This is a genomic window from Pseudoalteromonas sp. SR45-6, from assembly GCF_014163545.1.
Taxonomy (GTDB): domain Bacteria; phylum Pseudomonadota; class Gammaproteobacteria; order Enterobacterales; family Alteromonadaceae; genus Pseudoalteromonas; species Pseudoalteromonas rhizosphaerae.
Map to the genome: position 1 here is coordinate 37974 of NZ_JACJDM010000031.1, position 18792 is coordinate 56765.

Below are 18792 nucleotides of genomic sequence, written 5' to 3' on the forward strand. Positions count from 1 at the left end.
ACTTTAGCCACCTAACTAATAATGGCGCTGAAGTGCTAGCTCATTATGATAAACACTTCATCTGCAAAAAACGCCTTTAATAAACTCAAAGGTAAGGCTGAAAAAGCTGTTCACCGTAGTTTAGATCAACACGTAAAATTAGCGGTAACTGGCCTCAGTGGCAGTGGTAAAACCGCTTTTATTACCGCTTTAGTAAAGCATTTAACCAGCCAAGCAACAGACAAAAACTTACCGTTTTTTGATGTTATGCAGCAACAGCGCCATATCGCCACAAAAATAGTGCCACAACAAGCGCTGACCATTCCTACATTTGATTACCCTAAAGCCCTGAGTGCTTTATTGCCGCTTGAAGGGCAACCACACTGGCCTGCATCAACCGAGCGCATAAATACTTTACGTCTAGCAATTAAATACCGGAGTGACGCAGGCTTACGTGGTCACTTTGCACCGCAATCAACCTTGTATTTAGACATTATTGATTACCCCGGTGAGTGGCTGCTTGATTTACCCATGCTAGAGCAAAGCTATCAACAGTGGAGTGAGCAGCAATATGCATTACTACAACGCTCGCCTCGGGTTGAAAAGTCGCAGGCATTTTTAACTGCACTGAGCGAGCTTGATTTAACAGCACCAGTAGATGAAAGTGCGCTAAGCGCGATTGCTACGCACTATCAAACACTGTTAGTGAGTCTTAAAAAAGACACTAAATTGGCGATGCTACAACCTGGACGCATGCTGATGCCAGGTGAATTACAAGGTGCACCGTTATTACTGTTTTTCCCAGTTGCGCAGGCTAATGATGAGATGGTTGCAGGGTCTAACTTGGCGCACTTGCAAAAGCGCTTTAATGCTTATGTGAAAGAAGTGGTTAAGCCATTTTATACACAACACTTTCGCAACTTTGATCGGCAAATAGTGCTTGTTGATGTGCTCAGTGCGCTCAATGAAGGGCCTGAGACGTTGCAAGAGCAAGGAGATGTGATCAAACAATTACTTGCGCATTTTAACTATGGCGAAACTGGCTTTTTAAAACGCTTGTTTAAACCCAATATAGATAAACTATTGTTTGCTGCGAATAAGTCAGATCATATTAGTAGTGCACACCATAAAGATTTAGCGCTGTTGTTGGACTCATTAGTGCACGAGCAAAGTAATCACTTAAAATTTGATGGCGTTAAAATAGAAACTATGGCGATGTCATCTATTACGGCAACCATGCCAAAACAAGTGGTTGAGCAAGGTAAAACCCTCAATTGTATTTATGGTAAGCCGTTATCAGAGTCGCAATGGTTGACCTACTTACCACCGCAGCCACCAATGCGCATGCTCAATAAAGATGAGTGGCCAAGCCATGGTTTTGAGTTTTTATCGTTTGCACCAATGCCAAGTCCAGACAAGCAACTAAAACACATTCGTTTAGATCATGTCATGCAGTACCTTTTAGGAGACAAACTAACATGAGCAAGACCGCTTCAGGCTTTCAAGCCGGCAGACGTATTGATACTAGTGAACAGCCAATAGACAATGAACTTACCTTGACCCCAGCTAAAGTGATCGATCAAGGGGAGTATGAATATGAGCACGTTATCGATGAGCCCCAAGATGAAGAGATTGATTTAACCCCTGTTTATAAAAAGTCAAAATGGCAAACTCTGAAAGGGGTGTTTGCGATTAGCTTTATAACTTTAGTGTTAGCTGAATTTATATTTTCTATGGTTGTGACATTTCAGCAATCCATCATCTTAGGCTGCGTATATTTAATTGCAGTGCTCAGTGGCGTGTTGTTATTGGGGCGCTTGTTATGGCGCGAATATAGAATGTTGCGCAGCTTAAAGCGCAATCAATTACATCGTCATGAAGCGGATCGATTGCTCAATAGCGAACAGGTTGGTGGCGCACTACCTTGGCTTGAAAAACTCAATAAACATCAGCAGTTAACCGGCTTTGATGAGTTTAAAGCAAGCATTGATAGCCATCATAGCGATAAAGAGATCATGACCTTGTACGCCGATAGTTTGTTAGTGAAACAAGATACTCAAGCTAAAAAGCTGATCAACCGTTTTGCCACTGAATCAGGCTTGTTAGTGGCATTAAGTCCATTAGCGCTGGTGGATATGATGGCAGTGCTTTGGCGGGGCACAAAACTGATTGAGCAAATAGGTAAGATTTACGGTATCGGATTTGGTTATGCTAGCCGGATCAAGCTCTATCGTATGTTGATCAAGCAAGTGATGTTTGTTGGCAGTGCTGAGTTAGTATCGGATTTAGCGGCTACAGCGCTCAGTGCTGAATTACTAGGTAAATTATCAGGACGAGCAGCACAAGGCTTAAGCGCGGGTATATTTACCGCACGCATTGGTTATAAAGCGATGGAACTAAGCCGTCCTTTACCACGACTTGAGCATAAGCGCAGCTTGCTTAAAGGTACTGCGCAATTGATTGCCAGCAAAATTATGAGCCGCAAAGCTTCGCCGTCAGGAGCAGGCACGAAAGAAACGAGCTGACAATAAATCTGTACAGTGGTGAACGGCCACTGTACTAACTACATCCAAATTTATAGCCATCTGAGCATCTGGCATGCTTGTGCTTTATCCTGCGATACGTTTTGATTATGGGATCAATAATAATCAAAAAAGATCAGACAATGAACAAACTCCACATCGACAGCCAATGTATCCATGGACCAGAAAAAGCCAATGATCCGCATGGCGCACTTACTGCTCCTTTATACCAAACTTCAACGTTTCATTTTAGCAGTGCCGCGCAAGGTGCAGCACGTTTTGCTGGTGAAGAACCGGGCTATATTTATACCCGTTTAGGTAACCCGACGACGACAGAGCTTGAACAAAAAGTCGCACAACTTGAAAGTTGCGAAGCCGCTGCAGCAACAGCCACAGGAATGGGCGCGGTTTCTGCATCGGTATTAAGTTTTTTATCGCAAGGCGATCACTTAGTCGCATCAAGCGCTTTGTATGGCTGTACGTTTGCTTTCTTCGCACATATGTTGCCGCGTTGGGGGATTGAAGTGACGTTTGTAGATATGACCGATGAGCAGCAATTACGCGATGCAATTAAACCGAATTCAAAAATGATTTTTGCCGAAACCCCAGTTAATCCAACTATGGCGGTAATTGATTTAGCGTTAATAGGACAAGTGGCAAAACAACACAATTTGATCAGTGTAATAGATAACACCTTTCTCACGCCGTTACTGCAAAAGCCAATTGATTATGGCATTGATTTAATTGTTCACAGTGCTACTAAATATTTAAATGGTCACGGTGATGTTGTGGCAGGTTTGGTGTGTGGCAGTCAAGAGCACATTACATTAATTAAAATGACCGTACTTAAAGATATTGGTGCAACAATTAGTCCACACGATGCATGGCTTATTAATCGTGGTTTAAAAACCTTAGCGATACGAATGCAGCGTCATTGTGAAAGTGCGCAAATTATTGCTGAATTTTTAGAGCAGCATCCCCAAGTTAATACCGTTTATTACCCCGGACTTGCATCTCACCCAGGGTTTAAGTTTATCGGTAAGCAAATGAAAGCCTCTGGTGGCGTTATTGCCTTTGAATTAAAAGGCAGCCTAAAAGATGGCGAGCAGTTTATTAATAATACCCAATTGTGCACACTCGCCGTGAGTTTAGGAGACGCCGAAACACTCATTCAACATCCGGCATCGATGACTCATTCACCGTATTCACCCGAAGAAAGAGCAGCTGCGGGTATTAGCGATGGTCTGATCAGACTATCTGTTGGCCTTGAAGATGTTAACGATATAATTAACGACCTTAACCGCGCTTTTACTTTTATTGCATAGTCTGTAATTTTATATTTACGGTTTGTGTTGCTTCTAGCCCTTTAAAAATAGCGCTGTAAACTTTTTGATCTTAAAGTGTAATGTTTGGTGTACAAAAGACGGTTTGGTGCTAATAGCTGATGTTGTCTCAGCTATTAAACTTTGCCTTACATTTGCTTAGTATCTCCTTAACAGGTTGACACCGATATCGGTTTAACACTAAGAAGGTTATTATGGCTAAAGCAAGTAAATACACCTCCAAGACACCAGATGAAAATGGCGTTATCCATTGGAGCGAAGCAGAAAATAAAATATGGTCAGAACTAGTCGCACGCCAACTAAAATGTATTGCAGGCAAAGCTTGCAATGAATACATGGAAGGGCTTGAAAAAATAAACCTGCCTCATGACCGTATTCCGCAGTTAAGTGAGCTTAATGAAGTATTACTAGCGACTACCGGCTGGCAAGTTACGCCTGTGCCAGCTTTAATCGACTTTGATGAATTCTTTCGTTTATTAGCAAATAAGCAATTTCCAGTCGCAACCTTTATTCGCAGCCGTGAAGAGTTTGATTACCTGCAAGAACCTGATATTTTTCATGAAATATTTGGTCATTGTGCAATGCTTACTAATCCTGATTTTGCCAAGTTTACGCATAAATATGGCCAGTTAGGTTACGCTGCCGAGAAAAAAGATCGGGTTTACCTTGCCCGTATGTATTGGTTTACGGTTGAGTTTGGCCTAATGCAAACAGATGATGGTCTACGTATTTATGGTGGCGGTATTTTATCAAGTCCAGGTGAAACACAATACGTGTATTCAGATAAGCCCGAGATCAACCCGATGAATGTATTGGATGTATTACGCACGCCGTACCGAATTGATATTATGCAGCCTTTGTACTACACCATTAATTCTATCCATGATTTATTTGATATTTCACAGCTGGATATTATGGCGTTAGTTGCGCAAGCAAAAGAATTAGGGTTACATGACCCAAAATTTCCTCCTAAAGAAAAATTAGCAAGTTAAGGATTTAAGATGTCATCATTAAGCGCACAAAAATGTGAAGCCTGTCACGTAGACGCTCCACAAGTATCAGATACCGAGTTAGCTGAATTAATTAAAATGATCCCAGATTGGGTGCCTGAAGTACGCGACGGTATTATGCAATTAGAGCGTGTTTATAAATTTAAAAACTTTAAACAAGCCATCGCTTTTACTAATAAAGTAGGTGATATGGCTGAAGATGAAGGCCATCACCCGGGCTTGCTAACAGAGTGGGGCAAAGTAACGGTAACGTGGTGGAGCCATTCAATTAAAGGCTTACACAAAAATGATTTTATTTGCGCTGCCAAAACAGATGAAGTTTTCGCTGCGCTATAAATAAAACACAGCAATTGTTCTGCCCAAAGAACATGAAAGGCGCTTAATTAGCGCCTTTTTTATTGTTTTAAGCTTTGGTTATTACATTTTATATCGCAGCAAAGTTAACCCCTGCGGCGAAGTTTGCTACAATCGCTCGTCTTTACTCAAATTTTATAAGGTAGTCGCGGGTGGTTAACCTAGGTCAATTGTTTGGTGAACTAAAAACGTGTTTAAGAAAAGATCAATTCATCTTTAAAAAACGCCTTCACGGCATAAAAAAAATAACCGATGAAACAAAACAAGCAGCCGTGATTGAAAAAATCACTGCAGATATAGCACGTAGCCAACAATTGCGAGAGGTGCGCTTAGCTCAGTTACCTAAAGTAACTTACCCTGAGCAGCTCCCCGTCAGTCAGAAAAAAGACGACATTAAAGAGGCTATCGCCAATAACCAAGTGGTTATTATCGCGGGTGAAACCGGCTCAGGTAAAACCACGCAAATTCCTAAAATGTGTTTAGAACTTGGCCGTGGCGTTGATGGTTATATCGGTCACACCCAACCAAGACGTTTGGCTGCGCGCAGTGTCGCGGATCGGATTGCTCATGAAATGCAATGTGAACTTGGCCAGCAAGTGGGTTTTAAAATTCGTTTTAGCGATCAAGTATCAAATAACAGCTATATAAAGTTGATGACTGACGGTATTTTACTGGCGGAAATTCAACAAGACCGATTTTTAAACCAGTATGACACCATTATTATTGATGAAGCTCATGAACGTAGTTTAAACATTGATTTTATTTTAGGTTATTTGAAAAACCTATTACCAAAGCGTCCTGATTTAAAAATAATTATTACCTCTGCGACCATTGATCCAGAGCGATTCTCAAAGCATTTTAATGATGCACCGATTATTGAAGTGTCAGGACGAACATTTCCGGTGGATGTGCGTTATCGTCCTTTGGTTGAAATTGATAAAAATGATATGGAGGCTGAAGGCGACCAGCTGCAAGGTATTTTTGATGCCGTTGATGAGCTGTGCCAAGAAGGCCCAGGCGATATTTTAATCTTCTTAAATGGTGAACGGGAAATACGCGATACTGCTGATGCCCTTAGTAAACGTAATTTAAAAGGAGCGGATGTTTTACCTTTGTATTCGCGCCTTTCTAACGCAGAACAAAACCGTATTTTTGCTCCCCATAGTCGTCGTCATATTATTTTATCGACCAACGTTGCTGAAACCTCACTTACTGTGCCGGGTATTCGATACGTTATTGATCCTGGTACCGCGCGCATTAGCCGTTATAGTTATCGTACTAAAGTGCAGCGTTTACCGATTGAGCCAATATCACAAGCCAGTGCCAATCAGCGAAAAGGCCGCTGTGGCCGTGTTGAAGCGGGTATTTGTATTCGTTTATATGCTGAAGATGATTTTAATTCGCGCCCAGAGTTTACTGATCCAGAAATACTACGTACTAATTTAGCCTCAGTTATTTTAAAAATGCTCGGCTTAGGGTTGGGCGATATGGCCGAGTTCCCATTTGTACAAGCACCAGATAGCCGTAATATCAACGATGGCTTAACGTTACTAGAGGAACTTGAAGCGGTAAAACCTAGTCGTCACAATAACAATACACAGCTTACTAAATCGGGTATTGAACTGAGCCGCTTACCGGTTGACCCGCGTTTAGCTAAAATGGTACTAACAGCACAAAAGCTGGGTGCGCTGCGTGAAGTGATTATTATTGTGGCGGCGTTATCGATTCAAGATCCACGCGAGCGCCCGCAAGAAAAACGCGCTGCTGCAAACGAAAAGCATGGCCGTTTTGACGATCCTGATTCAGATTTCATCGCCTTTTTAAATTTATGGAATTACTTAGAAGAGCAGCAAAGTGAGCTAAGTAACAGCCAATTCAGAAAGCTGTGCCAAAAGGATATGCTCGCTTATATGCGTATTCGTGAGTGGCAAGATATCGTTTATCAGCTCAGTACTGTGTGCAATGAAATGGGCATGAAAGCGACCAGCAATGTTGCCGATGGCGATAAAATCCATCAAGCGCTATTGAGTGGCATGCTCAGTCACATTGGTTTTAAAGATGAAAAGCAAGTATATAAAGGCGCTCGCAACAGTCAGTTTCATGTATTCCCAGGCTCTGGATTATTTAAGAAAAGCCCAAAATGGTTGATGTCGGCAGAGCTGGTTGAAACCAGTAAATTATATGCACGTATTAATGCCAAAATTAACATCGATTGGGTTGAACCATTAGCACAACACTTAGTAAAACGCAGTTACAGTGAGCCGCATTGGGAGAAAAAGCCCGGCGCAGTGATCGCTTTCGAACAGCAGGTATTATACGGGCTGATCATAGTGTCAAAGCGTCGCTGTGTGTACAGTAACATTGACCCGAAAGTTAGCCGCCAGTTGTTTATTCGCAGTGCCTTAGTAGAGCAAGATTTAGGTCAAAATGAAGGGTTTTTGCAGTTTAATCGCGAACTGATTGAAGATATTCAAACTCTAGAAAATAAAAGCCGCCGTCGTGATATTTTAGTTGATGAGCAAACCTTATATGAGTTTTACGATAAGAAAATTCCTGCTCAAATAAACAGTCGTGCAGCATTTAATAAATGGTATAAAACGCAAAAGCAGCAGGATAAACATTACTTGCAAATGACACGTGATGATTTAATGCAACACGGTGCTGATAGTGTTACTGAGTTTGATTACCCCGATGTATGGCAACAAGGTAATTTAATGTTGCCGTTGAGCTATCATTTTGATCCAGGGCAAGCGGTCGATGGGGTTGCAGTGCAAATTCCGGTGGCCTTACTAAACCAAGTAGAAGAAGCTGGCTTTGACTGGCATATTCCTGCATTTCGTCATGAGTTGATCACCGGTTTAATTAAATCTTTACCTAAATCACTACGTCGTAATTTTGTGCCTGCGCCAAATTATGCAGATGCGGTTCTTGCAGCAATCGAGCCTATGCAAGGTAACTTCATTGAGGCACTCAGTACGCGTTTATTACGTATGACAGGTGTAAAAGTTGATCCAGAGGCCTGGGATTTAACCACCCTTGCGACTCACTTACGACTGCAGTTTGAAGTTCGTGATGAAAAAGATAATGTACTTGCCCGAGGTATGGATTTAGCGAAACTCAAAGCGCAATTGCAGGGTAAAGTGACGCAAACGCTGTCTAAAGTGGCAGATAAAGGCATTGAAAAAGCTGACCTATTGCAATGGGATTTTGGCAAGTTACCGGTATCCTATGTGAAAAAACAAGGCCAGTATGAAATCAAAGCGTATCCTGCGCTGGTAGATAAAAAATCATCGGCGGCAGTGGAGCTATTTGATAACGAAGTTAAAGCGCAAACCGCCCATCAGCAGGGGTTACGCCGTTTGGTATTACTGAATGTACCTTCGCCGATAAAATATTTGCAACAAAACTTACCCAATAAGGCTAAATTAGGTCTATATTTTAATCCGTTTGGTAAGGTTGCTGATTTAATTGATGACTGTATTGCCGCAGGCGTTGACAGTTTATTGGTGAAATTAGGCGATGTACGCACCGAACAAGCGTTTGAGCAAGTAAAAGAGCACGTGCGCGGTGAGCTCGGCGATGCGGTTGTTGCTATTGCAACCCAAGTTGAGCAAGTGTTGAGTATTGCGCATGCGTTACATAAAAAAATGAAAGGGCGAGTTGATTTAACCATGATCACTGCACATGGAGATATAAAAAGCCAACTGGGATCTTTGGTATTCAAAGGCTTTGTTTCAAATCATGGCGCAGACAAACTTAGTGATTTAATTCGTTACTTAAAAGCAATAGAAAAACGCTTAGAAAAGTTGCCAGTTGATCCAAATCGTGACAGATTATGTGTACTTGAGTTAGAAAAGGTTGCTCAAGAGTATCAAAAACAGCTGAAAAAAGTGCCGCCTGGAATGCCTGCTCCGCAACAATTGCAGGATATTTTTTGGATGCAACAAGAGCTTAGAGTATCCTTGTTTGCGCAAACGTTAGGGACACCGTATCCGATTTCAGCTAAGCGTGTATTGAATGCTCTGAAAGAAATTGATTGAGTTTGGTATTTAGTAAACATCGAATACCTTGGAAGGAAATATTTGTTAGATGAGAAGGAACTGATATTAACCATGCGCTCATCCGCTAATACACACCCGCGTTTACTAGTTGTAGATGACGAGTACTTTAATTTTGAAATGCTCAAAGTCGCTTTATCAGCGGATTTTGAGCTCAGTTATGCTGAATCAGGTAAGAGCTGTTTATCGTCGGCTATTGCAAATCCACCGGATGCGATTTTACTCGATGTATGTATGCCCGGCCTAGATGGTTACGACACGTGTCGAATGTTGAAGAACACCCCTGAAACTCGTAATATTCCTGTTGTTATGGTGTCAGGCTTAGAATCCGTACAGGAACAACAAGCTGGTTTTGATGCCGGTTGCGATGCCTATGTGGTGAAGCCTTTTTCGGTCGTGGGGTTATTAGAAAAAATCAATACGGTTGTTTAGGAGTTATTATGCTAAATGAAGATAAACGTAATTTTAGACGTATGCAATTAAATGCACAGGCAAAATTAACCACACTTGAGCCAGTCGCTGATCAACATTTTGATGCTGTATGTGTCGATTTAAGTGCAACTGGGTTGTCACTGCAGTTGGATGAATTACTTGAACTGGGCACCATTGTGAAGGTGAATATTGATTCGACCAGCCCTGCCATTGCACCACTTGATGCAACAGCAAAAGTCGTTCGTGCCAGCAAAGAAAGTGATGGCACGGTAACCGCTGGGCTAGAAATAATGCAGTTTAATTAACCTGATGAACTCAGGTTAATTAGTTGCAGTCAGTTTAGTAAACTTTACAGATCAGGCCTTTTAGGTAAAAACCTTCAGGGTAACTGCCTGCGATTGGATGATCAGCAGCTTGGTTTAAACGCTCCATGATCAACAAATCCTTACCAGCATCAAGGGCTGCATCAGCAACCACTTTTTGAAATAAATTTTGCTCCATTAAACCTGAACATGAGAACGTAAGCAACGTACCACCTGGTTTAAGAATTTGCATGGCAATCATATTGATATCTTTATAGCCACGACACGCACCCGTTAGTTGTGCTTTGTTATCAGCAAATTTAGGTGGGTCCATAACGATAGTATCGAATAACACCCCATCTTCACGGTATTGGCGTAGTAATTTAAATACATCTTGTTTTATGAAGTCAACTTTATCTAAATCAAGATTATTGTGCTCGACATTACGTTTTGCGGTATCAAGCGCGGGTTGCGATACGTCAACGTTAGTAACATGCTCGCAGCCGCCACGCAGTGCATACAATGAAAAGGTACCTGTGTAGCTAAAACAGTTAAGTACTCTTTTATCTTTTGAAAAACGCTCTAATGCAGCACGGCTATCACGTTGATCAAGGTAGAAACCGGTTTTATGGCCTTCGAGAATGTCTACTTCAATTTTAAAACCATTTTCTTCAATTAATACTGGCTGCTCAGGCTTATTACCCCATAACACGCCCATAGTCGGCTCTAAGCCTTCTTTGGTGCGCACATCGACATCAGAGCGCTCATACACGTTACAGCCTGGGAAAATAGCGATTAAAGCGCCAACTATTTCACCTTTATGGCGCTCAGCACCGGCACTTAATAACTGACACACTAAAAAGTTGTCAAATTTATCAATGGTTACACCTGGTAAAAAATCAGACTCGGCGGCACATAACCGAAATCCCGTTAAGCCACCTTCAGTAATTACTTGCTCGCGTGCCGCAAAGGCACGACGTAAGCGACGTTCAAAAAAAGCTTGGTCGATGATTTCTGTTTCATCAAAGCTCCAAACACGCGCGCGGATCTGTGAGTGCGGACTGTAAGCCGCTGTAGCTAAAAATTTACCATTACTATCGTGAATGGTCACTGTGTCACCTAAACCTGGCTTACCTTTTATTTTTTTGATGGCTTTTGAAAACAACCATGGGTGTTTTCTTTTTAGTGATTTTTCACGACCAGCTTCTAGGTATACGACAGATGACATTAGGCTTCTCATTACGGATAAATTAAGAGCGTATTTTAGTGAAGCAGGCTCGAACATACAATGAATGTTTTGCACAACAGCCTATAACCGCGGTAAAGTAACAGTAATTCAATGTATTAATTTGAAATTACAGGATTTATGGAACAACGTTTGCCCGTTTTAGTATTATCTGAGCCGTTGCAACAGCTAGAAAATCATTGCCGTGCTTTTATTTTGTCGTTAGTGAGTGCTGATGTCGCCCACGATATTACCCATATTGAACGAGTCGTGCGTGTTGCAAAACAGCTCTGCTTTGCTGAAGATGCTTCGATGGACGTGGTGTTACCCGCAGCATGGTTGCATGACTGTGTTGCAGTGGCTAAAAACCACCCGGATCGCGCTAAAGCTTCAACAATGGCCGCAGATAAAGCAATTTCATTTTTAGCGTCAATAGGGTATGACGCGCAATATTTTGATGCCATTCATCATGCTATTGTAGCCCATAGTTTTAGCGCTAACATTGCAATTGAAAGTGTGGAAGCACAAATCGTTCAAGATGCTGATCGTATGGATGCCTTAGGAGCAATTGGTGTCAGCCGCTGTATGAAAGTAGGGGGCTCAATCGGACGCAATTTATATCACCCTGACGATCCATTTTGCGCCCACCGCAGCCCGGATGACAGCTTGTATACATTAGATCACTTCTTCATCAAGCTATTACATATTGCACAGAGTATGAATACACCTTCAGCAAAAGCAGAAGCGGTGCGTCGTACTGAATATATGCAGGTATTTATTGAACAACTTAAGTCGGAGATTGGCTAATGGCAATGCCTACTTTATCTGGTGTCGATCATTGCCATTTAAATGTGACTAACCTTGCGCAAGCCGTCACGTGGTACAAAACAGTCCTTGGATTTAATATTGTGCCAGAGCTTGCTTTTTGGGATGAGGGTACTGGGCCTTTAACACTAGAAGATCCTGCGGCAACTATTCGCTTAGCGTTATTTGAGCGAGAGGGCAGTAGTAAAGGGATTGCATTTGGCGCATCTGGAGAGCAGTTTATCGCTTGGCTTAAGCATTTGGCTGACTTAAATATTAAAACCGTGGTTGCTGATCACAAAGTTACATACTCTGTTTATTTTCAGGATTTAAGTGGTAATAGTCATGAAATCACCTCTCATGACTATGCATATATCTCGGCCAACATCTAGCATATGGTTAGCCTTGGTAGGCAGAGTGCACTGCTAAAACAGCATCTAGCTGGCCTTCAAATAGTGCGATAAGCTGAGGATCAAAGTGTTTACCAGCTTGCTCGCGCATATGACTTATGGCTTCATCAACGCTCCAAGCTTGCTTATAGGGACGTTTAGAGGTAAGTGCATCGAATACATCGGCGATTGCCACAATACGTCCTTCAATCGAAATTTCCTCACCTTTAAGACCGTTTGGATAACCTGATCCATCCCATTTTTCATGATGCTCCATCGCAAGTATATAGGCGAGCTGCAATAACGGCGATGACGAGTTTGCTAAAATTTTAGCGCCGATTTTGGCATGCTGTTTCATGTGTTCAAATTCTTCGGCTGTTAATTTCCCTGGTTTAAGCAAGATTGCATCGGGAATGCCGATTTTACCAATGTCATGCATCGGTGCTGCTTGTTTGAGAAGCTCAGCATGTTGTTCAGTCATTCCATAGGCTAGTGCTAAAATTTTACTGTATTTACTCATGCGCACAATATGCTCGCCAGTATCGGTGTCTTTATACTCGGCAGCGCACCCTAAACGATGGACTAAATCAACGTGAGCCAACTTTAGCTGCTCAGCCTGAACTAGGGATAAATGAGTTTTAACACGCGCTCTTACGATTGCAGGACTAATAGGCTTGGTTATGTAATCTACCGCGCCAATTTCAAAACCTTTAAACTCATCACTTTCATCCGCAAGTGCAGTCACAAAAATGACTGGAATATGCTCAGTAGCAGGGTTTTGTTTAAGCAGCTGACATACTTCAAAACCACTCATATTTGGCATCATAATATCGAGTAGAATGAGTTTGGGTGGCTCTTTTTCAACTAACGCGAGCGCGGCATCACCCGATTTAGCAAAAGAGAGGCGATATTGATTCCCTAATACTTCGCGCATGACTTTAAGGTTGGCGGGTTCATCATCAACAATAAGAATTCGTGGGCGTTCGGTTATTAAGTCCATCAGTGTGTTTCCAAATTTGCTGCCTGATTGAGCAGCTCTATTAATGCAATAAGAGTACTCTGGGCATTGTCAAAGTCAAACTGGTCGAAATATTCGATTAATGCATCCACATCACTTTGATAAGTAGCGGGGGCATTGTCTGCTAATGTTGCTAACAACTCATCATTGAGCTCTGCATTTTCTGCGTCTTTACGCAGTTGTTCACACAGTATTTTAAATTCGCTGAGCGATAGTACTTGGGTATTTTTTTCGCTGCTTTGCACTGCTATACAGCTGCTGGTTTTTCTAGCTAACAACTCATTGACCGCATTAAACTCTATCTGCAATTGCTGAATTATTTGCGCCTGCTGCTCAGGGGCTTGGCTGTTTTCTAAGGTTGAAAGTAGGGCCATCATAGTCGGTAAACCTAAATTACCAGATAAGCCTTTAAGGGTATGTAATGTGCCATTAATATCTTTTAAGGCATTTAGTCCATCATTAAAGATAATGTCACATGTTGCCTGCTGCTCTTTAAAAAAACGGTGTATTTCGCTCAGCTGTTTACACTTACTGCCCCAAAGTTGCTGTCCTTTTTTAAAATCAATATGCTGTGCTGCGGGATCAATGTGAGCAATTTGCGTTTCTATATTTAAACCAAAGCCAAGCACTTGCGCAATCTCTTGATTCAATTGATTGATATCAACAGGCTTATTGGCGAAGCCATTCATACCCGCTTTTTTAGCCGTTAATTTATCTTGCTGTAAGACACTGGCGGTGAGCGCAATGATCGGAGTCTTTTTTAGCTGTCGTTGTTGCTCAATTTCACGAATTTTTTCGGTCGCGGCAATACCGTCACATTCAGGCATATGGATATCCATTAAAATGACATCAAAATCTTGTTTTTCAAAAATAGCGATCGCTTCTAAGCCGTTGCTTGCAGAGCTAATCGTATGCTGATCTCGCGACAATAATAACTGTAGTAGCTCAACATTTTGTGCTATGTCATCAACGACTAAAATGCGCAGCTTAGGTAATTGCGTATGCAACTTATCAAAGTAATTGACTTGGGTTTCATCACCGACCTCTAAAGGCAATGAAAAATAAAAGCAGCTGCCTTTATCTTCTTCACTGACTACGTTAATTATGCCACCCATCAGCTCAACGAGTTGCTTACTGATAGTAGTACCAAGTCCAGTGCCACCAAAACGACGTGTAGTAGTCCCGTCAGCTTGTTCAAAAGGCTGAAATACCGCTTTAAGACGATCTTTAGCAATACCAATACCGGTATCTTGTACTTCAAAAAATAAGTAATTATTTTGTGTCGTACTGACAGTGACATTCACTGAGCCCTGAGCTGTAAACTTAACTGCATTACCAATTAAATTTGTTAAAACTTGGCGAATTCGGTCTGGATCACCGTAATAAGTAGGGTGAACAGACTCTTTGATGGTAAGTGTTAGTTCTAGATCTTTCTTTTTTGCTTCTAACCAAAATGTAGAAATAATACTATCAAGCACCGCTTGAAGATTAAAATGCACTAATTCAATGGTCAGCTTACCTTTTTCAAGTTTTGCAGAATCCAATATTTCATTTAATAGCCGTAACAGCGAGCGAGCCGCATTATTTACGATAATTAAGTGCTTTTGTTGGTCTTGATCAAGTGGGGTATCCATCAATAAATCACTAAAGCCAATAATCGAATTCATCGGTGTGCGAATTTCGTGACTCATATTCGCCATAAATGACTGTTTGGCTTGAGCTGCATCTTCGGCGGCTATTTTCGCCAACTTTAATTTATCTTCGTATTCACGACGTTCACTAATATCGATAATAACGCCGTCGATCCAAATCGCTTCACCTTGCTTGTTGAACTCAAAGCTACCTTTCTCAAGCACCCAAATTAGCTTGCCACTTCGATGACGTAGTCGGTATTCAATTGAGTATTGCGATTTAGCAGCGATCGCTTGCTCGACCGATTTATTGATGCGTTTGTTATCATCTTTAAAAATCAAATCACTAAACTGAATATGCTGATTGATAAATTCCGATGGGACATAGCCAGTTACTTCATTAATGCTAGGGCTAATAAAAATCATGCTCCAGCTTTTATCCAACTGGCAGCGAAATACCACGCCAGGCATATTATTCATCAGCGAGCGGTATTGTTGTTCTTTCGCTATGAGGTTTTGTTGTAGTTTGCGTTGCTCAGTCAAGTCAGTAATAAAGCCAACAAATATTGACTCTTGTCCTGGCTGGTTTGCTTCACCAATACCTAAGCGAATAGGAAATAGGTGACCTTGTTTATGTTTAGCAAGAACATCACGATTGACGCCAATAACTTTACCTAAATCGATGTGATGTGCCTTTAATAGATATTCATCATGCTCGGCTGCGATATCATCTGCCATCAGCATTTTTATGTTTTTACCCTTTACATCAGTGCTATGCCAGCCGAAAATATTCTCTGCAGCGTTATTAAAGCTTAAGATAATACCGCGATTGTTAATTGTTACTATGCCATCTATAGCGGTCGATAAAATAGCCTCTAAGCGAGATTCATTCCCTGTTTTTTCTTCAAGTAACATGCGATAGCGTACCATACCGTTAATGATAGCAACTATCGCGGTTAGAATAATGGTGGCGAACACTACGCTAATAGCAACAAATGTAAGTTCTGAGCTGGCGCTGTCATTACCAATTAATGGCGAGGTTGCAACAAACCGTGTTGCCGCCATTCCCATGTAATGCATACCTGCAACAGCAAAACCCAAAATGATTGCGCTGATCAACCGCGTCTGCAAAGAATTTAGTGTTGGGAGGTGCTTTTTAATATTAAAGCGAGCATATAAAGATATAAACGCCAGTACAACGGCAACGATAATTGACAACCCAAACATCAATGGATCGTAGCGTAGCAGCGGGCTCAATTCCATTGCTGCCATACCACTGTAATGCATAGTGCCGATACCTGCGCCGAGTAGTACCGAGGGCAGTATTAAACTGAAAATAGTGGCGTTATTTTTTACTAATAATGACACGCCAGTTAGGCAGGCTAAAAATGCTGGAATGAAAGATAAAAAGGTGAGTGTTGGGTCGTAGCTGATATTTGTACACAGTGAAAATGCCAACATACCAATAAAATGCATACTCCAAATACCGCCAGAAAGTACCAAGGAAGCCGTTGAGTTGGCTAATTTTTGATAACTTTTGAAGCGTGTTTCTTTGGCCAGATCGATCATGTAAGTTGCAAAAAATGCAGAGAAAATAGCCGTTAAAACAGACAGAGCGACTAAAAATGGGTCATAAACACCATTAATAAGAAGGCTCGGATCGTGATCGGTAATAAAAAAAGCGGTAAGCATAACGACTCAATACACTGTTATTTCAGTAATAACTAATATCACCTGAAATATATGTTAAGACAATTAATTAATTTTGCGCAAATGCCTGTTATTTGTTTACATATTTAGCTGCAAAATTTAACAAAATCAAAAACTTTTTAAAATCAATTCGCTAAGTTTCATTGTGCGTAATGATAGCATCATTTATAACCAGTTTTATAGCAGGTATTTAGCTGAACTATTTATTTTCGCAGATAAAGTAATCGGTAATTATCGGGTCATACGTTTGACAAATACGACTACGAATAGTGCCAGAGAGAAACTCCCGCAAAACGCTTCAACTGCAGCAACGAATCGGGAGAAACCAACCGGAGTAATATCGCCATATCCTAAGGTTGTAAAAGTAACCACGCTAAAATAAAAGCTATTAAGTAGGGCTAATAAATTATCACTTAATGTTGCCGCCGGATTGAACTGCATAATACGACCAGCATCCATCACCCCAAAAATAAAATAACACAGGGCGCAGCAGATGATCAGTGACAAACTAAAACGGATCACATTTTCAGGCTTTTCACCATACCCGCACAACATATCAATACAGCTCGAGGCTAATCGTTTTTTTGAACCCCGTGGATATTGTGCGTGACGCATCCGCAGTTCTTTGTACGTGAAATTACCCGCCAGTTCAAATAAGCCTTGTTGTTCTGATGCTTTACGTAAATTGCGAAATATTTCTTCTGATTGTTCAAATAAGTCAAGGGCTGCGCTTTTATCTGTATGTTTAAGCGCTGCTTTAGCTTGTTTTTCCTGTAATAGTTCAGCGCCTAGCTCAATGTTATCAATACGGGTGTTGTTTAGTTTTATACCCAATAAATTTGTATCTTGTAGGTTGCAGTAATGCAGGCTTGCTTCGTGCAAGTTGGCTTTCATCAGTGAACTGTGGGCTATTTTATTATTAAACAGGTGAGCGTTGGTGAGCGTTGCACGATAAAAATTACTGTAAGATAAATCAAAACCATCCTCATCATCTTGTTTTATCAAATTAAGCCCATTGAGGTTAGCGCGTTTTAATTGCAATCCCTGTAATAATCCTCCCTTTTTTGCATAGCGCTCTAATTTTTGGGTCAGATCTAAGCCTGACTTATCAAATTTGGCATCATGCCAAAAACAAAAACCTGAGCCCATGTCTGTTTCTTGACAATGATGGCCATCGGGAGAGGTATAACGACAACAAGGCTTATCAGGCATGTTTGATATCGCTTTATTTAATTCTACTTAGATATAGATTAGCAGTTATTTTGCAAGGTATTATAGTGACCTGTTAATTAGTTTAATGACTGTCGGTCAATTACAAGAGTTAGGTTTGTTTGAATATACATTAAAACGTAGTCGCCGCCGCAAAACTGTCGCTATCAAAGTCCAGCAACAAAGTGTCACAGTTTATGCGCCTGTTGGGGTTGCTAAAAAGGAACTTGAAAGCTGGCTGCTAAGTAAAACTGACTGGATCAATGCGCAAATTAATAAGCAAAGTCAAATGCTTGATACTCGCCAATACCCATTACAAGATAATCGCGTACTGGTTTTTTCACAACCTATGATACTGACTTATGGTGTCAGCTCGCGCAGCGCATGGCAGCTAGTAAAAAATCAGCAGGGGAATGTGTTACAGCTAAATCTTTCTGGACGGGTTAAGCATCAGCAGCCAATGTACCAAACCTTGCTCGAAAGTTTTTTACATGAGCAATTAGAAAATTATATTGAAATGCGTGTACATGCTTATTGCCTAAAAATGGCAGAGGCTTTACCTAGCAGTATTCGCATTCATACTTATAAGCGTCGTTGGGGCAGTTGTAATCGACGACGAGAATTGACCTTTAATTTGTTATTAGCCAGTGCGCCGCAGAGTATTATTGATTATGTAATTGTGCATGAACTAGCTCACTTGAAATATTTAAATCACAGTGCCGCATTTTGGCAGCGCGTCAGTGAGTTTTATCCTGATTATAAGCAAGCAACAAAATGGTTAAGGCAACACGGTGCGAGTTTACAAT

General features: G+C 41.2%; 15 protein-coding genes. 11 read left to right on the top strand and 4 right to left on the bottom strand.

The features are described from left to right. The first annotated feature begins 45 nt into the window (after positions 1-45). The 8 genes from H5158_RS13860 (at position 46) to H5158_RS13895 (ending at position 10003) form a co-directional block, all read left to right on the top strand. On the top strand, positions 46-1461 hold the full coding sequence (locus H5158_RS13860) for a YcjX family protein (protein ID WP_220491307.1): 1416 nt from the start codon (positions 46-48) through the stop codon (positions 1459-1461). After that, complete coding sequence (locus H5158_RS13865) at positions 1458-2504, top strand: TIGR01620 family protein (RefSeq protein WP_182740257.1); 1047 nt, start codon at positions 1458-1460, stop codon at positions 2502-2504. The genes H5158_RS13860 and H5158_RS13865 overlap by 4 nt, the downstream gene beginning before the upstream one ends. A gap of 140 nt (positions 2505-2644) precedes the next feature. Next, a complete protein-coding gene (gene megL, locus H5158_RS13870; protein ID WP_182718139.1) occupies positions 2645-3826 on the top strand; it encodes a methionine gamma-lyase in 1182 nt (393 codons plus the stop codon). A 212-nt stretch (positions 3827-4038) separates the two neighbouring features. After that, on the top strand, positions 4039-4836 hold the full coding sequence (gene phhA / locus H5158_RS13875) for a phenylalanine 4-monooxygenase (protein WP_145241432.1): 798 nt from the start codon (positions 4039-4041) through the stop codon (positions 4834-4836). Positions 4837-4845: 9 nt separating this feature from the next. After that, positions 4846-5190: a 4a-hydroxytetrahydrobiopterin dehydratase gene (locus tag H5158_RS13880; protein WP_149980747.1), complete on the top strand. Its 345-nt coding sequence runs from the start codon at positions 4846-4848 to the stop codon at positions 5188-5190. Positions 5191-5360: 170 nt separating this feature from the next. Continuing rightward, complete coding sequence (gene hrpA, locus H5158_RS13885; RefSeq protein ID WP_182718138.1) at positions 5361-9248, top strand: ATP-dependent RNA helicase HrpA; 3888 nt, start codon at positions 5361-5363, stop codon at positions 9246-9248. Positions 9249-9320: 72 nt separating this feature from the next. Then, positions 9321-9698 carry a PleD family two-component system response regulator gene (locus H5158_RS13890; protein WP_145241521.1) on the top strand — a complete coding sequence of 126 codons (378 nt, stop codon included), beginning with the start codon at positions 9321-9323 and terminating at the stop codon, positions 9696-9698. Between the two features lie 8 nt (positions 9699-9706). After that, the gene (locus H5158_RS13895; RefSeq protein ID WP_145241426.1) at positions 9707-10003 is read left to right on the top strand and encodes a PilZ domain-containing protein; all 297 of its coding nucleotides are present in this window, start codon (positions 9707-9709) and stop codon (positions 10001-10003) included. Positions 10004-10037: 34 nt separating this feature from the next. Here the strand turns inward: H5158_RS13895 and H5158_RS13900 are convergent, their stop codons facing one another. Next, complete coding sequence (locus H5158_RS13900) at positions 10038-11228, bottom strand: class I SAM-dependent methyltransferase (RefSeq protein ID WP_145241424.1); 1191 nt, start codon at positions 11226-11228, stop codon at positions 10038-10040. Positions 11229-11366: 138 nt separating this feature from the next. Here H5158_RS13900 and H5158_RS13905 point away from each other — a divergent pair, with 138 nt between their 5' ends. Both H5158_RS13905 and H5158_RS13910 read left to right on the top strand, forming a co-directional pair. Further along, positions 11367-12032 (top strand): HD domain-containing protein, encoded by a 666-nt coding sequence (locus tag H5158_RS13905; protein WP_145241422.1) that lies wholly within the window; start codon positions 11367-11369, stop codon positions 12030-12032. After that, positions 12032-12421 (top strand): VOC family protein, encoded by a 390-nt coding sequence (locus tag H5158_RS13910; protein ID WP_145241420.1) that lies wholly within the window; start codon positions 12032-12034, stop codon positions 12419-12421. The genes H5158_RS13905 and H5158_RS13910 overlap by 1 nt, the downstream gene beginning before the upstream one ends. A 7-nt stretch (positions 12422-12428) precedes the next feature. On the opposite strand, the gene H5158_RS13915 is transcribed toward H5158_RS13910, so the two are convergent. From H5158_RS13915 to H5158_RS13925, 3 genes are all read right to left on the bottom strand, one after another. Then, positions 12429-13418, bottom strand: coding sequence for a two-component system response regulator (locus H5158_RS13915; protein ID WP_145241418.1), 990 nt, complete (start codon positions 13416-13418; stop codon positions 12429-12431). Beyond that, entirely contained in the window at positions 13418-16759 is a 3342-nt protein-coding gene (locus H5158_RS13920) for an MHYT domain-containing protein (RefSeq protein WP_182735741.1), read from the bottom strand. The genes H5158_RS13915 and H5158_RS13920 overlap by 1 nt, the downstream gene beginning before the upstream one ends. A gap of 249 nt (positions 16760-17008) precedes the next feature. Beyond that, positions 17009-17989: an ion channel gene (locus H5158_RS13925; RefSeq protein WP_145241414.1), complete on the bottom strand. Its 981-nt coding sequence runs from the start codon at positions 17987-17989 to the stop codon at positions 17009-17011. A gap of 85 nt (positions 17990-18074) precedes the next feature. Between H5158_RS13925 and H5158_RS13930 the strand changes: the two genes are divergently transcribed. Continuing rightward, on the top strand, positions 18075-18792 hold a 718-nt coding region (locus tag H5158_RS13930), incomplete at its 3' end, for a M48 family metallopeptidase (protein WP_182740258.1).

What these genes read in the sequence shown, in the direction of transcription:
- H5158_RS13860 (WP_220491307.1), top strand. Translation starts at nt 46, where the DNA reads ATGATAAACACTTCATCTGCAAAAAACGCCTTTAATAAACTCAAAGGT.
- H5158_RS13865 (WP_182740257.1), top strand. Translation starts at nt 1,458, where the DNA reads ATGAGCAAGACCGCTTCAGGCTTTCAAGCCGGCAGACGTATTGATACT.
- megL (WP_182718139.1), top strand. Translation starts at nt 2,645, where the DNA reads ATGAACAAACTCCACATCGACAGCCAATGTATCCATGGACCAGAAAAA.
- phhA (WP_145241432.1), top strand. Translation starts at nt 4,039, where the DNA reads ATGGCTAAAGCAAGTAAATACACCTCCAAGACACCAGATGAAAATGGC.
- H5158_RS13880 (WP_149980747.1), top strand. Translation starts at nt 4,846, where the DNA reads ATGTCATCATTAAGCGCACAAAAATGTGAAGCCTGTCACGTAGACGCT.
- H5158_RS13890 (WP_145241521.1), top strand. Translation starts at nt 9,321, where the DNA reads ATGCGCTCATCCGCTAATACACACCCGCGTTTACTAGTTGTAGATGAC.
- H5158_RS13895 (WP_145241426.1), top strand. Translation starts at nt 9,707, where the DNA reads ATGCTAAATGAAGATAAACGTAATTTTAGACGTATGCAATTAAATGCA.
- H5158_RS13900 (WP_145241424.1), bottom strand. Translation starts at nt 11,228, where the DNA reads ATGTCATCTGTCGTATACCTAGAAGCTGGTCGTGAAAAATCACTAAAA.
- H5158_RS13905 (WP_145241422.1), top strand. Translation starts at nt 11,367, where the DNA reads ATGGAACAACGTTTGCCCGTTTTAGTATTATCTGAGCCGTTGCAACAG.
- H5158_RS13910 (WP_145241420.1), top strand. Translation starts at nt 12,032, where the DNA reads ATGGCAATGCCTACTTTATCTGGTGTCGATCATTGCCATTTAAATGTG.
- H5158_RS13915 (WP_145241418.1), bottom strand. Translation starts at nt 13,418, where the DNA reads ATGGACTTAATAACCGAACGCCCACGAATTCTTATTGTTGATGATGAA.
- H5158_RS13920 (WP_182735741.1), bottom strand. Translation starts at nt 16,759, where the DNA reads ATGCTTACCGCTTTTTTTATTACCGATCACGATCCGAGCCTTCTTATT.
- H5158_RS13925 (WP_145241414.1), bottom strand. Translation starts at nt 17,989, where the DNA reads ATGCCTGATAAGCCTTGTTGTCGTTATACCTCTCCCGATGGCCATCAT.